Genomic DNA, 22182 nt, shown 5'->3' on the forward strand with positions numbered 1-22182 from the left:
AAAAATTATGAAAAAATATATAACTATAAGTCTTTTATGTTTTAGCATTAGTGTTTTAGCTCAAGCTTCTAAGCTAGAAAAAGCTAATATCAATTATGATAAGTATAATTATATTGATGCTCGAGAAATTTATTTAAAGGTCGCTGAAAAAGGATACAAATCTGCCGAATTATACAGAAAAATAGGAGACACCTACTATTTTAACAGCCAATACTCTGGTGCTGCTAAATGGTATTATAACCTAACCAAAGAGTTTCCTAATGAAACTACTGGAATAGACTACTTTCGAGCTGCTCAATGCTTAAAAAGCATCAACCAACCCGAAGAAGCAGAAAAATTAATGAAAATTTACAAAGATAAAGGTGGGCAAGTTATCGATGTAACATCCTATGAGAATGTTGCTGATACTCTTTTTAAAAAAGGAGTTCATAATAAACTTTTTGAAATAGAGAAAATCCCTATTAATACCGAGTTTTCAGATTTTGGCCCTGCTTTTTATGGCAACAACATAGTATTTGCTTCTAGCAGAAAAATGTCTCCTGCTTTAAATGAACAGTCTAATGACCTAGATGGATGGAACAACAAACCTTTTCTAAATCTTTATCAAGCTACTTTAGATAAAGACATGAATTTTGGAAAAGTATCCGCGTTTAATGGAACTGTTAATTCTCCTTATCATGAATCAACCGCTGTTTTTACAAAAGATGGAAAAACCATGTATTTTACCAGAAACAACTATTTAAATGGTAAAAAGAAAAAAGACAAAAACCATGTTGTTAGACTTAAAATATACAAAGCCACTAAAAATGGAGATACATGGGGTAATGTAAAAGAATTACCTTTTAACAATGACAATTATTCCGTAGGTCATCCAGCATTGAGTCCTGAAGAAGATAAATTATATTTTTCTTCTGATATGCCAGGAACTTTAGGAATGTCTGATATTTGGTATGTGAAAATTTTAGGGGAAGATATTTACACTCAACCTACCAACCTTGGTGATAAAATCAACACCGCTAAACGAGAAACTTTTCCATTTATAAGTAAAAAAAACAACCTATATTTTTCAAGTGATGGACATTCAGGCATGGGTGGTTTAGATATTTTTGTTACTAAATTAGAAAATGATTCTCACAAAGAAATTTCAACCTTTGGAGAACCTATAAATAGTATAAAAGATGATTTTAGTTTTATTATAAAGGAAGGAAGAATTGGTTATTTTGCTTCAAACAGAGAAGGCAAAAAAGGAAGTGAAAGTGATGATATTTATCAAATTTGGGAACGTTGCCAAATTACCATTCAAGGCCCTGTTACCGATAAAGCTACTGGTGAATTAATTCCGAATGCAGAAGTTACTTTAATAGACAGTAATAATAACGAAATAAAAACAATAACTGTTGGTAATGATGCTACTTTCACCTTTCTATTAGACTGTCAAGAGCAATACACTTTAAGAGCTAAAAAGGAAAGATATCATCCTAAAGAAAAAATAATAGAAACTCCCAATAACCCTAAGACCATTGAAATGCCTATTAAACTGAATATGCCTTTAAATCTAGAACTTTCAGATCCTTGTCCTCCAAATGATTTAGGATGTAGACTAACCCTACAACCTATTTACTTTGATTATGATAAATCTAACATTCGTCCAGATGCTGAAATTGAATTGGCTAAAATTTTAGCTGCTTTAAAAGAATATCCTATTCTAAAAATTCATATTGAATCACACACCGATTCAAGAGGTAACGATGCTTATAATCTAAAGCTTTCAGAGCAAAGAGCGCAAGCCACGTTAAAATGGTTACTCAAACAAGGAATAGACAAAGATAGAATATCAGCCAAAGGTTATGGCGAATCACAACTAATTAACAAGTGTACAAACTCTACAAAATGTACTGAAGAAGAGCATCAACTCAACCGTAGATCAATGTTTATTATTAAAGAATAACTCTTTCTTTCAAAAAGCTTCTCTTGCATAGAGAAGCTTTTTACTTTTTATTATTTCTTACAAAATAGGCGCTAACAAACGAGCTACTCTTTCTGCAAATCTTATAAAAATAGACCTGCTATTCCACTGCTTTACATCTATTTTTTCGCTGTGCTTTAAATCTTCTAAAAAGGCTTCTTTTAACTGAAGAGCTAGTTCTTTATCATAAACCAAAGCATTAATTTCAAAATTGAGCTCAAAACTACGTTCATCTAAATTTGCAGTTCCTACGGAGCTAATTAACTCGTCAAAAACCATAGTTTTTGCATGTACAAACCCTTTTTTATATCTATATACCTCAACTCCAATCTCTAACACTTCTTTATAAAAAGAATTAGACACTCCGTTTACCAATTTAGAATCTGAAACACTGGGTACTAATAATTTTATATTCACTCCACTTAAACTAGCAATTTTAAGCGCATCTAAAAAAGACGCTCTTGGAACAAAATAAGGCGTAGTTATCAGAATTTCTTTTTTTGATAATAAAATTGCTTGAATGAGCGCATACATTATATCTGGGTGATCAGAATCTGGTCCGCTAGAAATCACCTGAACTAACTGAGTATGCTCGCTTGTTATTTTTTGTTTATCTATAGGGAAAAGTTCTTCTTCTACGATAACATTTTGATCAGCACAAAAGTTCCAATCTGCTAAAAAAACACGTTGTAAGTTCAACACAGCCAACCCTTCAATTTTTATATGTGTATCCCGCCAATAACGATTGAACTTATTAGGATTTATATACCTTTCTGAAACATTAATTCCTCCTATAAAACCAACTTGACCATCAACAACAATAATTTTTCTATGGTTTCGATAGTTGATTCTGTTTGCTAACAGTAACCATTTTATTTTATAGAAAGGATATGCTTCAACACCACATTCAATTAAAGAATCTACGAATGATTTACGAATATCTTTACTTCCAAAATCATCATATATAAAACGTACTTTTACACCTTCAGCAGCTTTTTCTTTTAAAACATCACCTATCTGTTTTCCTATAGCATCGTTTTGGTAGATATAATATTCAATATGTATATGGTTTTTAGCTGCTTTTAATGCTTTGATAACTTCAGGAAATTTGTGCTCTCCGTTTAGTAACAAACTAACTTTATTATTACTTGTTAAAACATTTTCTTGATGTATAAACTTAGAAAGATTGTAAAAGTGTTTTAGTTGAACTTTTGATGTTGATAACGTTTTCTTTGTGTAGTTTTTAAGCTGTTCTTTAAGTTCTATAAAAATACTCTTATCTACTTCGAGTTTTTTATTGTAGAGCTTATAGGTTCTATGGTTTATACCTACAGTTAAGTAAATAATTATTCCTCCGACAGGAAAAAAGATAAGTAAAAATAAGTAAGCTATTGCTTTAGGTGGTGTTGAGGTATTGATGATAATAACCGCAACGGTAAGAACAATAGCTATGTATAGAATTAAGAGTAATGTTGTGAGCACAATATAAATACCTTTTGGTTAAAGATATTTAAAATATCATAAATCCTATACTTAGCTATTAAAAAAGTAATTTACCTTAATTAACAACCTCAATTACATCTTTATAAGGTCTTCTCGATTTCGGCATAACTTCAGGCTGATAACGATCGTCTTTGGCTCTGTACCCTACTGATAAAGCAAAAAGAGGTTTGTAAGCTGACATTCCTAAAATATCCATATACTTTTCAGGTTCTATACCTTCCATAGGGGTAGAATCTAACCCTAATGCGATAGAGGTACTCATAGCAACTCCTAACGCAATGTATACTTGTTTTGCTAACCATACTCGTAAATCGTTTTCTGGTATGTTAGCTTTTATGCTATTATACCAATCACCAAGAGCTGTTGGTAGCTCTTTATCAACTACTTTTTGAAAAGCATCTAAGTCTTCTGCCACACTAAAAACGATTAATAAATCTGCCTGATTCACTTTTTCAGTGTTATGAAGTGAAGCATCCGCTAGTTTACTTTTTATTGCTGGATTTTGTACAAACGTAAACTTCCAAGGTTGAATATTAATAGACGAAGGTGCTAAATGCAATACTTCTTTTAACTCCTCTATCTTTTCTTGTGGTATTTTTTTACTACTATCGTATTTTTTGGTTGCGTAGCGTTTTTTTGCTAATTCTGATGGTTTCATAATTCTTGTTTTTAAACATTTATTATCTTCTACTACGTACTCTAACAGGAACTAATTGTTGTTTTTGTGTCAGAGTATTTACTCTTAATAAGACACTCTCTATCTTACTTAAAAGATTCATTATTGTTTTCATACTCATTTTATCCAATAGACTATAATTACTTTACAAATTTACTTCTTATAACCTCTTAATCAATACCCTTAAAAGCCTAAACACTACTCCTAAAAGTATATTTTAACCTACTTACCCTTTTTTAAAAATACTTCTGCTAATAGTTTTTGCGATTTTAGTCGTGCCTCGTGATTACCTGTAATAGTTTGCAACATAATTTCATCAGTTCCATAAACTTCAGCTATTTGAGTTAACCAACCGTATAATTTTTCAGGAGTACTTGCTAAAACTTTTGGTGGTTGTTTCGGGTCTATTAATTCTTCTGGTTTCTTAAACCTATCCCCTAGTAATTCTAAAGCAGTATCTTCATCCTCAAGCAAACTTTGAGTATCTGCCTTTGTTCTTAAACGATGTTCAAATAATTGAAAAGGAGCAGTCATTCGATGCGCTTCTTTTTCAGTTTCCGCAGCAAAAACATTCAACGCTAACATTAATTGTGGTTTTCTGCTTCCCGATTCGTGTGCTATTGGTTTGAAATTTTGATGGTAATGCTGAGCTATTCCGTAAGACATTGTAGGGTTGATAAAACCTGCAAAAGCATAACGCAAACCTAACTCGGCAGCAGCATTAGAACTCCAAGGACTAGACCCTAACAACCAAAACTCAGGAGTAGTGCCATTGTGATGTGACTTTATCTCAGAAAAAGGATTTTCAGCATCAAAATCTTGATTCATCCAATGCAACAATTCTATCAACTGATCTGCTGAATCATTTATGTTTTGACGATATACAGATCGATGTCGTTGCAATGCCATATCCACTATTTGTCCTCCAGTAGCCCTTCCAATTCCCATGTCTATCCTTTTAGGAAACAATTCTTCCAAACTATTAAAAGTTTCTGCTACTTTAAACGGACTATAGTGGTTTAACAAAACAGCTCCTGAACCTACTTTGATATTCTTAGTTTGCGCTGCAATAAACGGAATCATCACTTCTGGTGTACGTCCTGCCCCTGTTCCTGCCGCATGATGTTCAGCTACCCAAAAACGAGAAAACCCTAACGCATCTGCTTGTTGTGCTAATTCTAAACTATTCATTAAGCTCTTGTGTCTGTCTCCATTCTTTGGCACGATAGATAAATCTAATACTGAAAGCTTCATAATTTTATACTAAAAAGATTAATAGCACAAATTTACTCTCATTACCCCTTCTTATATACCCTTAAAAGCCTAAACACTACCCCTAAAAGATCAGCTAAAGGATTATAAACACCACTTTTTCAGCCCCTTATTTATTTCTAGATTTTAAAATAAAAATATTTTCTCAAAAAATGTGCAGATTTTGTACAAGTATAAAAACAAAAAAAGCCTTAACTCTTTACGAATTAAGGCTTTACTATTTCTATTTGTACGGGCGGAGAGACTCGAACTCTCACACCTCACGGCACTAGATCCTAAGTCTAGCGTGTCTACCAATTCCACCACGCCCGCGTACTTTGAATTTGTGGATGCAAATATAAACATTACTTGCAAACTACCAAGAACAAGTATACTATTTTTCTTATTTTTGAAGTTCATTAATATTCAACCCATGCAAAACGTAAAAGATTACATAGCTCAACATAAAGATCGATTTATTAATGAGCTTATCGATTTATTGAAAATTCCATCAGTAAGTGCAGATCCAGCTTACAATCAAGATGTATTAAATACTGCTTATGCGGTAAAAGAAAGCTTAGAAAAAGCAGGATGTGATAAAGTAGAGATTTGTGAAACTCCTGGATATCCTATTGTTTATGGAGAAAAAATAATTGATCCTAACTTACCTACAGTTTTAGTTTACGGTCATTACGATGTACAACCTGCTGACCCTATCGACTTATGGACTTCTCCTCCTTTCGAACCAGTTATTAAAAAAACAGACATACACCCTGAAGGAGCTATTTTTGCTCGTGGTGCTTGTGATGACAAAGGGCAAATGTATATGCATGTAAAAGCATTAGAATACATGACACATACAGGAAATTTACCTTGTAATGTGAAGTTTATGATTGAAGGTGAAGAAGAAGTTGGTTCTGAAAGCTTAGCGTGGTTTGTTCCTAGAAACAAAGAAAAGTTAGCCAATGATGTGATTTTAATTTCTGATACGGGAATGATTGCTAACGACATTCCTTCAATTACTACTGGTTTACGCGGATTAAGTTATGTAGAAGTTGAAGTAACGGGACCTAATAGAGACTTACATTCAGGTTTATATGGAGGCGCAGTAGCAAATCCTATTAACATTTTAACACAAATGATTGCTTCTTTACACGATGAGAACAATCATATTACCATCCCAGGATTTTATGATAAAGTAGAAGAGTTATCTCGTGAAGAGCGTGATGAAATGGCAAAAGCACCATTCTCATTAGAAGATTATAAAGCTGCGTTAGATATTGATGATGTTCACGGAGAAGCTGGTTATACTACGAACGAACGTAACTCTATCCGCCCTACTTTAGACGTAAACGGAATTTGGGGAGGATATACTGGTGAAGGAGCAAAAACTGTGATTGCTTCAAAAGCTTATGCAAAAATATCAATGCGTTTAGTACCAGGACAAGAATGGGAAGAAATTACTGAATTGTTCAAAAAACATTTTGAGAGTATCGCTCCAAAATCGGTTAAAGTAGAAGTAAAACCTCATCATGGAGGTCAAGGATACGTAACACCTATTGACAATATTGGATATCAAGCAGCAAGTAAAGCCTACCAAGAAACGTTTGGAGTCACTCCAATTCCACAACGAAGTGGTGGAAGTATTCCTATTGTTGCTTTATTTGAACAAGAATTAAAGAGTAAGACTATTTTAATGGGATTCGGATTAAACTCAGATGCAATTCATTCACCAAACGAGCATTTTGGAGTATGGAATTACTTAAAAGGAATTGAAACCATTCCATATTTCTATCAGTATTTTACTGAGTTATCTAAATAATAACACAAAAAAAGTCATTACATCTGTAATGACTTTTTTTATAAAGATATATACCAAGTAGTTCTAAACCACAACGAATTCTTTTTTGGTGTATCTAGCAATTTTCCTAAACGATAGTCAAGTCCAAACTCTAGTTTGTCTTTTTTAGAAAGCTGGTATCCTAAATATGGAGATAATCGTACCTCTAAATCTTCTTCATTAAACTGCCACAAATATTCATTTGACAACTTTACATACCATTCTTTAACATCTACTTTATCTCCTGACAATGCTTTTTCTAAAGAGGCTCGATAACGAGTTCTGTATTGAGGTTTAGCTCCTGATTCAAAAAATTGTTCAAAACCAAAGCGATGCCCTAATTTAAGTGCATCAAAACTTTGCACTAAATTAAAATGTTGAACTGTACGATGAATAATATCATCATCTTTAAATCGAATAATATACCCTACATTAAAAGATTTATTCACATCTGATTTTATCGAAAAAATACTGGATACATCTACTAAACTATGAGAAAAAGCAAACTCGTCTTCATAAAAAACTTCCCTTGCCTCTATACTATTTACCCATTTTGTAGTTGAAGATGTTTTTGCTGATACTACTACTTTAGGTAACCAACCTGATGTAAAACTTGTTTGCCCATTAACCGACACTACAAACAATACAAGCACTAAAAACACAAGTCCCTTTTTCATTAGAATTCTAAATTTAGTGAATTAGACGGGGCAAACTTTAATTGCTTTACAATTGTTCCGTCAGGGTTAATAAGTACTTCATATAAACTTGTAGATTGTGTTTTTCTTCCTTTAAGTACTATTTCATAAAGCGTGTCTATTTTATATTCTTTATCACCGTTAATCAGCCCTTTCAATGTTTGCTCATCCGATTTCCATTGAACTTGAATTTTCCTTATCGTAAACTTTTCAAATTCATTCTTTAATGAATTTTCAATATTCTTTCTAATAGATGGTTCTATCTGCTTCCATTTAATCTTCTTTTCAACATCTAGCACATTACCTTTTATATCAAATTCTACACTGTACTTATAACTATTTTTATAAGACTTTGCTTCAATCGCTTTTCCATCTTGACTTTCTTCCATGTACCATTTTACTTTTTTATCAAACTTACATTGTTTAATAAAGTTTTGTGCTTTTAACGGAACTTCTTCTAATGAAATTCGAAACTCACGCTCAAATTTTTCTTGAGAAAACCCCGAAAACACACAGAATAACAAAAGTGTTATTATAAATCTCATACTTTATTTTTTTCTTCAAAATAACAAATATTTACCTGTTACTTAGATAAGGAATTTATTAATTCTTTATTAAAAAAACACTCTACACTTGTAGAATTAAAAATTATTTCTACATTTGTAGAGTTAATTCTAATCTTGTAGAAATGCAATTATCAAAAACCGAAGAACAAGTAATGCAATACTTATGGAAGCTAAAAAAAGCTTTTATGAAAGATATTTTAGCTGAATTTCCCGAACCGAAACCTGCAACAACAACTGTTGCCACCTTATTAAAAAGGATGAAGGATAAAGGTTTTGTAGATTATAAACTATACGGAAAATCAAGAGAGTATTTTCCTATGGTTAAAAAATCAGATTACTTTTCGAAGCATGTAAACGGATTAATTAAAAACTTTTTTAACAATTCTGCGAGTCAATTTGCTTCATTTTTTACTGAAAAAACGGATTTATCGGTTTCAGAATTGGAAGATTTAAAAAAGATCATCGATCAGCAAATTAAAAAGCAACAATAATGATAACGTATTTTATCAAATCAGGAATTTGTTTAGCGTTGTTACTTGCCTTTTATCACTTGATATTAGAGCGAGAAAAAATGCATCAATTCAACCGATTTTATCTGTTGGGTAGCGTGTTGTTTTCCTTTTTAGCTCCATTGTATAAAATATATATTGAAGTTACCCCACAAGCTTCCGAACTATTTGTTCCAATGATTGTTGACAGCAACACGGCAACAGAGATTGTTACTTCTCAAACACAAGAAATAGATTATATGCTATATCTAGCCTTTGCTTATACAATAATTGCTTTGATTCTTTTGGTTCGCTTTATAAAAAATCTGGTTAGCATTTATCTCAAAATTAAACATCATCAAAAAATTAAAAAAGAAAAAGCTACCATCATCTTGGTTGATGACGCTATTAGTCCACATACATTTTGGAACTACATTTTCATTAACAAAGAAGAGTACAATTCAAATAAGATTGAAACTGAACTTTACACACACGAATTAACACATGCCTTACAAAAACACACGTTTGATGTATTACTTATTGAGTTTTTACAGGTGATTTTTTGGATAAACCCTACGTTTATATTCCTTAAAAAAGCTATTAAATTAAACCATGAATTTTTAGCTGATAACAAGGTAATTACAATTCATAAAAATACTACCGAGTACCAATATTTACTATTAAATAGAGCTGCTTGGAACAACGATTATTACTTGGCCAGTAATTTGAATTATTTATTAACTAAAAAAAGATTACTAATGATGACAAAACAAAGTTCTCGTACCAAAATCTTACTAAAAAAACTGGCAGTAATACCGGTACTAGCTGGATTTACATTACTTTTTGCCGAAAGAGTAGAAGCCTATGAAAGCGCAAATAATATCGAGTTTTTAGATGCTGTTATTGAGAAAAAAACAAAAGAAAACCTTTTTATTGCTTCAATTGAAAGGGACGACAACCATGTTCATTTAAAATGCTACAATTGTGAAAGATGGTCAGGACTAGAAATCCCTTTAAATAAAGAATATACTATTACAGATTGGGGATTTTCAACAGATAAACACGTAGAAATTGCAAAATATGCTTTTACCATTAAAGCAACAGAAAAAGAAGTTATTTTAAAAGGAATAAAAAATATTTCTTGGAATAGCATAATACCACCTTTAAACAACAAAAAACATTTCTTTAATCAACAAGGTTCTCTAGAGTACAAAAAAGATAATTTAGAAGAAGTAATTAAGCAATATGTCAAATTAGAAGCTCCAACCCTATTTATTGATCAAAAAACTAACAACTATTACCTAAATAACAGATTAATAAATATTGATAATATCAGAAGTGAATTTCTTAAAGAAACAAAAGGTGAAAAATCAAATTTAAAAATTTTTACTACAGGAAAAGTTTTAATGTCTCTTATAAAAACTATTCGTGAGAAACTGAGTAAAAAATATTTGGATGAGATTGTGTTAACTAATAGTCTTTCATATTTATATGAGGATGGAGTTTCTTTTAAAACTTCAAAAATTGAATATGATTCAATTCCAGCATTAAAAAGAATTGTTAACCGTAAAAATGAGACTTTTACTTATACAACAAAAGATGGTAGAGAAATTACTAAAAAGATATCTGAATTAACTGAAGAAGAAAAGAAAATACTACCACCACCTCCACCTCCAGTTAAATTAAAACAGAAGACTTTATCTAATAAACTATTCCAAGATTTTAAAAACACTAAAAAGTATGCCATTTGGATTGACGGAAAAGCAGTTAACAACAATGTTTTAAATAGTTATAAAAACACCGACTTTTATAACTACACTGGAAGTTTTGTTCACAAAAATGCAAGAAGTAAGCGTTTTCCTCAAGAGTATCAATATCAGTTAAACACAAAAGAATACATACAAAAAATCAAAAAACAGTTACCACCTCCTCCTTCAAAAAATAAAAAGAACGTTAATTCCGAGAAAAAATTAGGGTGGATAGTAGGTAATAAAGCACACGAGATTAACATACCTAATAAATCAAATGAAAAACTTAATGTATTTGATATAATTAGTCATGATAAAATTTTAAATAATTATACTATCAAAAGATATTTTTTAAACAACAAAGAAGTTCCAGAGCAACACCTTAAAAAAATAGACTACTTGAATTTGGAAACTACAAGGATGAAAAAGATAAGCGATGAAGAAATTAACATATACATAACCACAAAAAACTAATTTTGTTAAAAGCCTCTTAAATGAGGCTTTTTTTGTAACAGAACCCTAAATAACTCGTTATTAAACTATAAGCTTATTTTATGTTAAAACGATTTTTCCTTCTTTGTTCTGGAGCTGATTTAGATTTGCTACAAAAATGTGCTAATGGAGAGCAAAATAAATATGCGGGTATTGGTGCTACAGTTTTCTTCACTGCACTTATGGCAACTATTGCATCTGCTTACGCTTTGTATACTGTTTTTGACAATATGTATACTTCCGTTTTCTTCGGAATTGTTTGGGGGTTGTTAATTTTTAATTTAGATAGATTTATCGTTTCTACCATTAAAAAAAGTGAATCTAAACGAAAAGAACTTATACAAGTACTTCCTAGATTATTATTAGCAATGATTATTGCTATCGTAATCTCTAAACCGTTAGAATTAAAAATTTTTGAAAAAGAAATCAACTAAGTGTTATTGACTGAAAAAAACCAAATGACATTAGACAACAAAACTCAAATTGCGCAACAATTTACTCCTGAAATAGATAAAATAAATACTGAAATCGCTTCATTAAAAAACGAGATTATCTCCAAAGAACAGGAAGTCAATACACTTTATGAAACTTATATTGCGGAAGCTGAAGGAAGAAAGGGAACTAAACTTCTTGGTAAAGGTCCTGTTTATAAAGAAAAAAGAGAAAAACACGATGTTACTCTTGCTGAATTGAATCAGTTAAAAACTGAAAACACCAATAAGATTCAACAAAAAGAAGCTGCTATTGTTAATTTACTAGAAAATCAGAAACTGAAAGAAACACAAAGCCAACCTATTATTTCTAATTTTGATGGACTAATGGCGCGCGTTAATGCTTTAAACAAATTACCTTGGCTACCTTCCTTCTTTATATTCCTTTTATTTTTAGCGATAGAAACTGCTCCTATTTTTGCGAAACTCATCAGTTCAAAAAGTGAATACGATTATAAATTGGAAAATTATGAATCACAAGTAAAAACTTGGATTCAGCAACAAGCTCATCAAAGAGCAGCTATTTTACAAACCGACAAGGATCTTAACGATAAAGTTTACTCCGATTTAAAAACAGAAGAAGAACTACACAATTACAAACAAAAAATGGCTCGTAACTTAATGAAATTACAAACCGATTCATTTTATAAAAATCAACAGGAGAATTTGTAAAAACTACGATTTTTATATTCTATTATTTTTTATATTTTCGTTTTGCTGAAAACAAAATGAATTAATTGCATGAAAACTAACAAACTCACTATTTTTTTAATAGTGTTGATGCTATGTAGTACTATTTTTTCTCAAGAAGAACAAAACCTCTCTTCTCTTTTCATTTCAAAAGAACTAAAAGAAAATGCCAACGCTATACTACGGTTAAACGAATTAGTCATAATAGTAGAAGCCGTAGATCAACTTACAATTAAACAAAAAAGAATTGTTACTGTTCTTAATAAACTAGGGAAAGATCATATTGATGCTTATAAACATTATAATAATGATACTAAAATTACTCGTTTATCTGCTATTATTTATGATGCATTAGGAAATAAGTTAAAAAAATATTCTAAGAACGATTTTCAAGATGTTAGCGCTATTGATGGAGGTACACTATATTCAGACTCTAGGATTAAATTTTTAGAACATACCCCTACATCATATCCCTATACCGTAGTTTTTGAATCTGAAGTAAAAAACTCTTCAACAGCTTTTATTCCTAGATGGTTTCCTATTGAAAATTACTATTTATCTACAGAAAAAAGTGTCTATATTGTAAATAACCCACAAAACATTCCTTTTAAGAAAAGAGAAAAAAACTTCAATGGTTTTTCTATTAAAAACTCTTCTAATGATAATGTTTTAAATTACATGCTAACCAACCAACAAGCTATTAAACCTGAGTACTATACTATTGACTTTGAAGAATTAGTCCCAAATTTATCTTTAGCACTAGAAAACTTTAGTGTAAAAGGAATAAAAGGAAGTGCTTCCAATTGGATAGATTTAGGTAAATGGGAATACAATACTTTTTACAACCAAGAACAAAAAGTTTCTGAACAAACTAAATCAAAAATAATAGAGTTAACCAAAGACATTACTGACCCTATTGAAAAAGCTAAGAAAGTATATGAATATGTTCAAAACAAAACAAGATATATAAATGTTAGCGTAGGAATAGGCGGATTAAAACCTATAGAATCTCATGTAGTTGACAGGGTTGGGTATGGTGATTGTAAAGGTTTAACAAATTATACTCGCGCACTATTGAAACTAATTAATATTGATTCATATTTTGCTGAAGTCTTTGCCGGAAGCAAGAAAAAAAATATGGATTATACTTTTCCTCAGATACAAGGTAATCATGTTATTTTAAACATTCCTAATAATGGAAATGATATTTGGTTAGAATGTACCAGTCAAACTTTACCTTTTGGATTTTTAGGTGATTTTACTGACGACAGAAATGTGCTTGTAATTACTCCTGAAGGTGCTATCGCTAAAAGGACACCTGCTTATATTAATAAAGACAATTTACAGGTTAACAAAGCGACCATTAGGTTATTACCTGAAGGTAATATTTCAGCTCAACTTGAAAGAAAATCATATGGAACTCAATATGATGACAAATATTATATTGAAAATTATACTCAAAAAGAGCTTAACAAACATTACAAAACCAATGTTTGGAGTTATAATAATAATTTAGAAATCGAAGACATTAAGCATGTAAATAACAAAGAAAAAGTTGAGTTTACAGAAAGTCTTAATATCAAAATAGAAAAGTTTGCTACAGTTAGAGATAGCAGTTATTTGTTCAAACTAAATGTATTTAATAGAGTAACTGGAATTCCAAAAAAATACAGAAACAGGCAACGTTCTTTAGAAATAGAAAGAGGTTTTACAGATAAAGACGAATTTATCTTTGGTATTCCTCAAGGTTATACTTTAACGAATTTACCTGATGACATAAACATCACAAATAAATTTGGAACTTATAGTGTTCATTTTGAAAAGATAGATAGCACCTCTTTTAAATATAAAAGAGAGTTTTCTCTTATTAAAGGAGTGCACCCTAAAGAAAACTATAAAGACTACAGAAAATTTAGGAAAACAGTTGCTAAATACGATAATCTAAGAACAGAATTAACCAAACTATAAAATTACTATGAAAAAAGCATTACTCTTATTTACTTTAATATTTATTTATAATTTAAATGCTCAAGAAACAAAATTTGGAAAAGTTTCAAAAGAAGAATTAGAAGAAAGTATACACCCTATAGATTCTACTGCTGATGCTGCCTATCTTTTAAAAAATAGAAGAACTTATTTTAAATTTGACCAAAATAACGGATTTCAAGTTATTACTGATTATCATGAACGAATTAAGGTCTATACAAAGGAAGGGCTTGAGTATGCTACAAAAAAAATAATCTATTATAAGCCTGAAACGGGAGAGGTTGAAAAAATCACCTCATTAAAAGCATATACCTTTAACCTAGAAAATGGTAAAATTGTAGAACAAAAACCATCTAAAAAGGATATTTTTGATATAAAACTTAATAAATACAGAAGCCAAAAAAAAATAACATTTGCTAATGTTAAAGAGGGAAGTATTATAGACATAAAATACACTCTTATTTCGCCTTATTACGATATAAGAACTCTCAATTTCCAATACGGGATACCTGTTAAACAACTAAATACACAAATAGAAATTCCGGAGTATTTTGTTTTCAGCCAAAGAGCTAAAGGTTTTTTTAATATCACCCCAAAACAAACCTCAAAAGAAGGCTCTATAAATTGGACCTCAAAAACGAGACATCAAACCAGATCTGGCATGATGGGACATTCTATTAGTACTGAGTTTTCAAACCATACTAAAAAGTTTATTTTAAATGTATACAACTTTAACGATGAAAATATTCTTCCTCTTAAAGAAAACGAGCCTTTTTCGGGTAACATCAATAACTACAGAGGTGGTCTAGAGTTTGAACTTTCAGGTACTCGTTTTCCAAACTCAATGTATGAAAATTATGCTACAGATTGGAAAAGTGTTTGTAAAACAATTTATAACTCTTCAAGTTTTGGAGCTGAATTAGAAAAAACTAATTATTTTAAAGAAGATATAACTAATTTAGTAAGTATTACAAAAAATGACATTGATAAAATTGCACTAATATTCCAATTCGTTAAATCAAAAGTCAAATGGAATGAATATTATGGAAAGTTTACAGAAAAAGGGGTTAAAAAAGCCTACAAAGAAGGAGTTGGTAACGTAGCTGAAATTAATTTAATGTTAACCTCAATGCTTCAATATACAGGATTTGATGCAAATCCAGTTCTAACAAGCACTAGAGATAATGGAGTTTCATTATTCCCTACAAGTGAAGGCTTTAACTATGTTATATCCAAAGTAAACTTACCTAATGGAAAATATATTTTATTAGATGCTACTGAAGCTTTATCAGACTTCAATATACTTCCTTTTAGAACCTTGAACTGGTACGGAACAGAAATTCTTGAAAACGGAAATTCTCAACAGGTTAAACTTATCCCCTCAACCCTTGCTGAAGAAAATAATATTTTACATATAAAAATTGATGAATTAGGAGAAGTAAGCGGAATGTTACGAAAATCTTTAAAAGGGCATTCCGCAATGTTTTACCGCCAAAAGAATAATCTAAAAAAAGAAGAAGACCTTATAAACTCTATAGAAGATAAATATGATATAGAAATAGAAGATTTTAAAATTTTAAACAAAGAAAACCTATCAAAACCCATTGTTCAAAACTTAAAATTTTCTGGCGAAGATTTTATTGAAGAGGTTAACGATAAATTATATTTATCTCCTTTACTTTTCTTAGCCACAAAAGAAAGTCCTTTTAAATCAAAAGAAAGAAGCTTTCCTATTGATTTTGGTATGCCTTGGCAAGATCAAAATTCTGTTTCAATAATAGTTCCAGAATCTTATTCTATAGAATCTTATCCAGATGAATTAGCTATTGGTTTACCTGATAACCTAGGAGTATTCAAATACAAAGTAACAGTACAAAACAATAAAATCAAACTCTTTTCAGTAACCCAATTTAATTCTAATATAATAGCTCCTCAACATTATTTAGCAGTAAAAGATCTTTATAATCAACTAATTAAAAAACAAACCGAAAAAATTGTATTAACAAAAATATAATGAAAATCATATTATTTACTTTTACTTGTTTATTCTTCATTAATAGTTTTTCCCAAAAGAAAAGGTCCACAAAAATTGGGAACGTAGACGTACATGAATTAAACATGAATCAGTATGAAAAAGATACAACCGCAAATGCAGTTGTTCTTTACGAACATGCCAATTACTATATAGATGAAAGTAGAGACTACAAAAAAACTACCGATTATTATTTTAAAGTAAAAATATTAAAAAAAGAAGGCACTAATAGAGCCACCATAAAAATACCCTTTTATGGAGATGAAAAAATACATTCAATAAAAGGAATAACTTATAACATCTCAGAACACAATACAATTATTAAAAATCATTTAATTGATAAACAAGTTTATACAAAAGATCTCTATAGAGGATGGAAGGAAGTTACATTTACTTTACCCAACATTAAAAAAGGTAGCGTAATTGAATATACATACTCTGTTACCTCTCCTTACTCTAAAATTGATGATTGGTATTTTCAATCTGATATTCCTAAAATTAGAAGTGATTTTACTGCAGCAATTTTAGGAAACTGGAAGTATAACATAAGACTTGTAGGATTTCTTAATTTGAATAGAAGAGATGTTTCTGTAAAAAAAGGATGTGTTTATGTTCCTGGGTTAGGTGATGGTGCTTGTTTGATATTAGATTACGGAATAGACAATATTCCTGCTTTTAAGGAAGAAGATTATATGTTGAGTAAAGAAAACTTTATTTCTAAGCTTTGTTTTGATTTAGAATCTTTTCAAAACCCTAGAGGCGGAGTTGATAAATATACTAAAACATGGAAAGATGCAGATAAAACTTTGAAATATGATTTCTTAGACAATCAAACCTCTAAAAAAAGTTTCTTTAAAAACAACTTACCCCCTTCTCTTCTTTTAATTAACGATGATTTAGAAAGAGCCAAAAAAGTTTATTATTTTATTCAAAATTATTTTACTTGGAATGAAAAATACTGGCCATCAAAAAAAGTAAGAATTAAAGATGCTTTTGAAAATAAAACAGGGAATGTTTTTGATATTAATTTATCATTATACAACTCTTTAAAAGCAGCAAATATTGAAAGCTATCTAGTTTTAACTTCAACAAGAAACAAAGCAGTCCCTACAAGACTCCACCCAATAATTGACGACTTTAATTATTTACTAGTAAAAGCTATTATAAACAATAAAACATACTTTTTAGATGCTACTAATAAACAGTTACCTTTTGGCCTAGTACAACATGAATCGTTAAATGGTGATGGCAGAACTATGAATTTTGCTAGTGGTAGCTACTGGGAAACTATTAAGCTAAATAGAAAAAGCTTTAGAAATATTAAAGCCCAATTATCTTTCAATCAAGAAAATAGCTTAAGTGGTAATTTGATGGTTTCTAGTGATGGTTTCTACGCTGTAAATGATAGGGAGAACTTGAACTCTACAGACTCTGAAAGTTATATTGAAAATTTTGAGTCTAAGTACCCAAACATAGAAGTAATAAATTTAGAACATCAAAACTTAGAAGATAAAGAAAACACTTTACATCAAATTTATGAAATCACAACCGATCCTATAAATTTTGAAACTAAACTCAGAATCAACCCTTTTTTGATAGACAGGTATACTCAAAATCCTTTCAAACTTAATCAAAGAGACTATCCTGTTGATTATGGCTACCCTAGAAATCATACCTATATGCTTTCTTTAAAACTACCAGAAGGATATATAGTAAATAATTTACCAGAAAATAAAGTTTTGTCTTTACCAAATAAAGGCGGTAGGTTTATTATTAATTTTAAAAACTTAAATAATGTAATTAGTGTATACTCAAGAATAAACCTAAATAAAAGAGTTTATACGAGCGAAGAATATCATTATTTAAAAGAGTTTTACAACCAAATAATAAAAGCACAAGATACTTTTATTGAAATTGAAAAATCGAGTAATTAGTTACTCGATTTTTTTTATAAAGCTATTGCTATAGAATTTTTAACTTCACCAATAGTAAAAATACTATGAGTACTACCTATATGTTTTAAGGCCGTAATTTTATTTACCATAAACTCACGATATTCATCCATATCTTTTACGTAGATTTTTAAAATATAATCGTAATCTCCACTTACATGAAAACATTCAGTTACCTCTTCTAGCTTATTAATTTCTCTTTCAAAAACAGCAATATATTCTTTAGTATGCTTTTCTAATCGAATATGGCAAAACACCAAAAACGATTTTCCTATTTTATTCTTATTTACCAAAGCAACATACTGCTTAATAACCTCTTCTTTTTCTAGTTTTTTTATTCGTTCGTAAACTGCAGTAACCGATAACCCCAATTGCAAAGACAACTGTTTAGTTGTTTGTTTACTATCTACTTGGAGTAATTCCAACAATTTTCTGTCTATTTTATCTAACTTCATCTGAAAAAAAATCTATTTATTTAAGATTCTCCACAACAATAGCTGTAATAAAATCTAATAATCACCACAAATCTAGTCTAAAAAACCACAAAAACTATTTTCAATTGATTTTTTAACTCATAATATTGATTTTAGTAGTCGTTTAATAACTAATTCTAATTAACATGAAATTCAAACCTGCAAACAACATACAAGACTTACAATATTTTGGAGAATTTGGAGGAGTCAATCCATCTATTTCAGATTCTTCTACTTATACTTTCTTATCAGCAAAAACAATGTTTGATACCTTTGAAGGAAACACAGACGGTTGTTATTTATATTCTCGTCATTCTTCTCCTTCAAACTTATACTTAGCCGAAGCTTTAGCTGCTATGGAAGGAACAGAAACAGCCAATGTTGCTGCTACAGGTATGGGAGCTATTACCCCAACCATTTTGCAGATTTGTGGTGCAGGCGACCATATAGTTTCTAGCAGAACTATTTACGGAGGAACTTATGCTTTTCTTAAAAATTTTACTCCTAGAATTGGAATTGAAACTTCGTTTGTAGACATAACAAAGTTAGACATCGTAGAGGCTGCTATTAACAAAAACACTAAGATGATTTACTGCGAAACTGTAAGTAATCCACTATTAGAAGTAGCAGATATCAAAGCTTTATCAACTTTAGCAAAAAAACATAACTTACAACTAGTTGTAGATAACACTTTTTCTCCGTTATCAATCTCACCAGCTCAATTAGGTGCAGATATTGTAGTTCATAGTTTAACAAAATTCATCAACGGTTCATCTGACACCATGGGTGGCGTTGTTTGCGGAAGTACAGATTTTATCAATTCACAAAAAAGTGTTATTGATGGTGCTAGTATGTTATTAGGAGCTTCTATGGATTCTTTACGTGCTTCATCAATTCTAAAGAATATGAGGACTTTACACATCCGAATAAAACAACACAGTAAAAATGCTAGTTATTTAGCCGAAAAGTTTGAAGCTGATGGTTTAAAAACGGTATATCCTGGATTAAAATCACATCCTTCTCATGAAGTTTTTAAATCAATGATGAATGAAGAATATGGTTATGGAGGAATGCTAACTATCGATGCGGGTTCTTTAGACAAAGCCAATGCCTTAATGGAATTGATGCAAGATAAAAACTTAGGATATTTAGCAGTAAGTTTAGGCTTTTACAAAACATTATTCTCTGCTCCTGGTACCTCAACCTCTTCTGAAATACCTTTAGATGAACAAAAAGAAATGGGATTGACCGATGGATTAATTCGTTTTTCAATTGGTTTAGACAATGATATTGAACGCACCTATCAGATGATGAAAGAGTGTATGAAGGAAGTTGGTGTATTGTAAACACACTAAATTCATATTTTTAAACCTGTCACTTTAAACAGTATAAAAGCTATTGACTTTTTTCACACTGTTTAAAGTGACATTTTTGTTTATCTATCATTTCTTTTCAATTTTTCTTAAAGAAAGTCTTTAACTGATTCGATTTGTGTAATTCTATTCAAAATCGTAACATTACAATCCGAAAAATACTACACATGCAAGACGACAAAAACCTTTCAGAAATTAAAATTGAAGATCAAAAAATAATTCAAAATAAAGAGCTTAGTATTTGGGAAGCATTAATTCCTGTTTTTGCTTTAATTGCAATGTTAGCTTATAATGTATATGTTTTTGGTGATGATGCTTTAAGTGGTAGTAATCAATTTATATTATTACTAGGAGGTGCTGTTGCTGCTATTGTAGGATTCAGAAACAAGGTTTCTTATGAAAGAATGATAGAGGAAGTTGCTGAGAATATTAAATCTACAGCAGGAGCCATATTAATACTCTTAATGGTAGGTTCTTTAGCAGGAACATGGCTTATTAGTGGTATTATTCCTTCAATGATTTATTACGGACTTCAAATCTTAAACCCTACTATATTTTTAGTAGCCTGCTTAATAATTTGTGCTGTAATTTCTGTTGCCACTGGAAGTTCTTGGACAACCTCAGCTACTGTAGGTATTGCTCTAATAGGTATTGGAGAAGCTTTAGGAATTTCTTTAGGAATGACAGCTGGTGCTGTTTTATCTGGAGCTTACTTTGGAGATAAAATGTCTCCAATGTCTGATACTACTAACCTAGCTCCAGCTATGGCAGGAACCGACTTATTTACCCATATAAGATACATGGCTTATACTACAATTCCTACATTTGTTGTTACCATTATCTTCTTTATCATACTTGGATTTACGCAAACAACTACTGGAGATGCTAACACACAACAAATGCTTACAGATATTAACAAAGCATTTAATATCACACCTTGGTTGTTTATTGTACCTGTGTTAGTTATCATTTTAATTATTAAAAAAACACCTCCCTTAATTGCTCTTTTAGCAGGTACAATTTTAGGCGGAGTCTTCGCTTTAATTTTCCAACCACACATTGTTGCACAAGTTGCTGGAGTTGAAAAATTAAATTTTGAAGCTGCATACAAAGGAGTAATGCAAGCTATTACTGTTGAAACATCTGTTGCCACAGACAATGAAGTTTTAAAAGATTTATTTACAGCAGGAGGAATGAAAAAAATGTTAGGAACTGTATGGTTAATTTTATTAGCAATGGTTTTTGGTGGAGTGATGGATGCTATCGGGGCTTTAGCTAAAATTAGCAGTTTTATGTTAAGCTTATTTGACTCTGTATTCGGATTATTTGCCAGTACAGTTGCTACTTGTATCGGGTTAAACTTTACAGCTTCTGATCAATACTTAGCAATTGTAGTTCCAGGAAAAATGTATGCCCAAGCCTATAGAGATAAAGGTTTAGCTCCTGAAAATTTAAGTAGAACACTTGAAGATTCTGGTACGGTAACTTCTGTTTTAATTCCTTGGAATACTTGTGGTGCTTACCACTCCGGTGTATTAGGAGTCCCTGTTATAGACTATGCTTTTTACGCTATGTTTAACTGGCTAAGTCCTTTTACTACCCTAATATATGCTGCCTTCAGAATTAAAATAAAACAACTTACATCTAAATAACATATAATAAAACCTCACTTTTTGTGAGGTTTTTTTATAGAAAAAAGCAAGTATTCTATTTATTTTTTGAGCTTAAAGTTAAAAGGTTTAAGATTATGGAAACTATTAAAAGTATCCAAGGTGTTCCATGTAAAAACACATCAAACCAATCCATAAACTTCATAGCATGCTCTCCAGAAAAAGCATTTCCTCCTGCAATCCACTGTAGTTTCCCTACAATATGAGGTGGTTTAAAAGGTGCTAAGCCTAAAGTTAAACTTGCTATTAAAAACAGCTTCCAGTTTTGTCGTAATTTTTCTTTCATATTA

General features: G+C 30.6%; 16 protein-coding genes, 1 tRNA gene and 1 pseudogene. 10 read left to right on the forward strand and 8 right to left on the reverse strand.

Annotation, left to right across the window (positions count from 1 at the left end):
- Positions 1-7: 7 nt before the first annotated feature.
- Positions 8-1948, forward strand: coding sequence for an OmpA family protein (locus C8N26_RS00850; RefSeq protein ID WP_120185636.1), 1941 nt, complete (start codon positions 8-10; stop codon positions 1946-1948).
- A 57-nt stretch (positions 1949-2005) separates the two neighbouring features.
- Here the strand turns inward: C8N26_RS00850 and cls are convergent, their stop codons facing one another.
- The 4 genes from cls to C8N26_RS00870 all read right to left on the reverse strand — a co-directional run bounded on the left by cls (position 2006) and on the right by C8N26_RS00870 (position 5729).
- Positions 2006-3448, reverse strand: a complete 1443-nt coding sequence (cls, locus tag C8N26_RS00855) for a cardiolipin synthase (RefSeq protein ID WP_038005494.1) — start codon at positions 3446-3448, stop codon at positions 2006-2008.
- A 76-nt stretch (positions 3449-3524) separates the two neighbouring features.
- Positions 3525-4127, reverse strand: coding sequence for an NAD(P)H-dependent oxidoreductase (locus C8N26_RS00860; protein WP_120185638.1), 603 nt, complete (start codon positions 4125-4127; stop codon positions 3525-3527).
- 240 nt (positions 4128-4367) lie between these two features.
- Positions 4368-5399, reverse strand: a complete 1032-nt coding sequence (locus C8N26_RS00865; protein ID WP_120185639.1) for an MsnO8 family LLM class oxidoreductase — start codon at positions 5397-5399, stop codon at positions 4368-4370.
- 248 nt (positions 5400-5647) lie between these two features.
- Positions 5648-5729: transfer RNA gene (locus C8N26_RS00870), tRNA-Leu, on the reverse strand.
- A 100-nt stretch (positions 5730-5829) separates the two neighbouring features.
- On the opposite strand from C8N26_RS00870, the gene C8N26_RS00875 reads away from it, so the two are divergent.
- On the forward strand, positions 5830-7218 hold the full coding sequence (locus tag C8N26_RS00875; protein ID WP_120185640.1) for a dipeptidase: 1389 nt from the start codon (positions 5830-5832) through the stop codon (positions 7216-7218).
- 38 nt (positions 7219-7256) lie between these two features.
- Here C8N26_RS00875 and C8N26_RS00880 read toward each other — a convergent pair whose 3' ends face one another.
- Together C8N26_RS00880 and C8N26_RS00885 are read right to left on the reverse strand one after the other, a co-directional pair.
- The gene (locus C8N26_RS00880) at positions 7257-7913 is read right to left on the reverse strand and encodes a DUF2490 domain-containing protein (protein ID WP_120185641.1); all 657 of its coding nucleotides are present in this window, start codon (positions 7911-7913) and stop codon (positions 7257-7259) included.
- A complete protein-coding gene (locus C8N26_RS00885; RefSeq protein WP_120185642.1) occupies positions 7913-8476 on the reverse strand; it encodes a hypothetical protein in 564 nt (187 codons plus the stop codon). Before C8N26_RS00885 ends, C8N26_RS00880 begins: the two co-directional genes overlap by 1 nt.
- 143 nt (positions 8477-8619) lie before the next feature.
- Here C8N26_RS00885 and C8N26_RS00890 point away from each other — a divergent pair, with 143 nt between their 5' ends.
- The 6 genes and pseudogenes from C8N26_RS00890 (at position 8620) to C8N26_RS00915 (ending at position 18358) form a co-directional block, all read left to right on the forward strand.
- Positions 8620-8988: a BlaI/MecI/CopY family transcriptional regulator gene (locus C8N26_RS00890; RefSeq protein ID WP_028891286.1), complete on the forward strand. Its 369-nt coding sequence runs from the start codon at positions 8620-8622 to the stop codon at positions 8986-8988.
- Entirely contained in the window at positions 8988-11207 is a 2220-nt protein-coding gene (locus C8N26_RS00895) for a M56 family metallopeptidase (RefSeq protein WP_120185643.1), read from the forward strand. Before C8N26_RS00890 ends, C8N26_RS00895 begins: the two co-directional genes overlap by 1 nt.
- Before the next feature lie 80 nt (positions 11208-11287).
- Positions 11288-12388, forward strand: a pseudogene (locus C8N26_RS00900) (DUF4407 domain-containing protein).
- 69 nt (positions 12389-12457) lie between these two features.
- The gene (locus tag C8N26_RS00905; RefSeq protein WP_245962507.1) at positions 12458-14374 is read left to right on the forward strand and encodes a DUF3857 domain-containing protein; all 1917 of its coding nucleotides are present in this window, start codon (positions 12458-12460) and stop codon (positions 14372-14374) included.
- A 7-nt stretch (positions 14375-14381) separates the two neighbouring features.
- Positions 14382-16406 carry a DUF3857 domain-containing protein gene (locus C8N26_RS00910; RefSeq protein WP_120185644.1) on the forward strand — a complete coding sequence of 675 codons (2025 nt, stop codon included), beginning with the start codon at positions 14382-14384 and terminating at the stop codon, positions 16404-16406.
- A complete protein-coding gene (locus C8N26_RS00915) occupies positions 16406-18358 on the forward strand; it encodes a DUF3857 domain-containing protein (RefSeq protein WP_120185645.1) in 1953 nt (650 codons plus the stop codon). The genes C8N26_RS00910 and C8N26_RS00915 overlap by 1 nt, the downstream gene beginning before the upstream one ends.
- Positions 18359-18372: 14 nt before the next feature.
- On the opposite strand, the gene C8N26_RS00920 is transcribed toward C8N26_RS00915, so the two are convergent.
- Positions 18373-18831, reverse strand: a complete 459-nt coding sequence (locus C8N26_RS00920; RefSeq protein WP_028891290.1) for an Lrp/AsnC family transcriptional regulator — start codon at positions 18829-18831, stop codon at positions 18373-18375.
- Positions 18832-18995: 164 nt separating this feature from the next.
- Between C8N26_RS00920 and C8N26_RS00925 the strand changes: the two genes are divergently transcribed.
- A complete protein-coding gene (locus C8N26_RS00925) occupies positions 18996-20195 on the forward strand; it encodes an aminotransferase class I/II-fold pyridoxal phosphate-dependent enzyme (protein WP_120185646.1) in 1200 nt (399 codons plus the stop codon).
- A 194-nt stretch (positions 20196-20389) separates the two neighbouring features.
- Positions 20390-21874 (forward strand): Na+/H+ antiporter NhaC, encoded by a 1485-nt coding sequence (gene nhaC, locus C8N26_RS00930; protein ID WP_038005498.1) that lies wholly within the window; start codon positions 20390-20392, stop codon positions 21872-21874.
- A 55-nt stretch (positions 21875-21929) separates the two neighbouring features.
- Here the strand turns inward: nhaC and C8N26_RS00935 are convergent, their stop codons facing one another.
- On the reverse strand, positions 21930-22178 hold the full coding sequence (locus C8N26_RS00935) for a hypothetical protein (protein ID WP_120186053.1): 249 nt from the start codon (positions 22176-22178) through the stop codon (positions 21930-21932).
- Positions 22179-22182: the final 4 nt, after the last annotated feature.

It is taken from the genome of Tenacibaculum lutimaris (assembly GCF_003610735.1).
Classification (GTDB): Bacteria; Bacteroidota; Bacteroidia; order Flavobacteriales; family Flavobacteriaceae; genus Polaribacter; species Polaribacter lutimaris.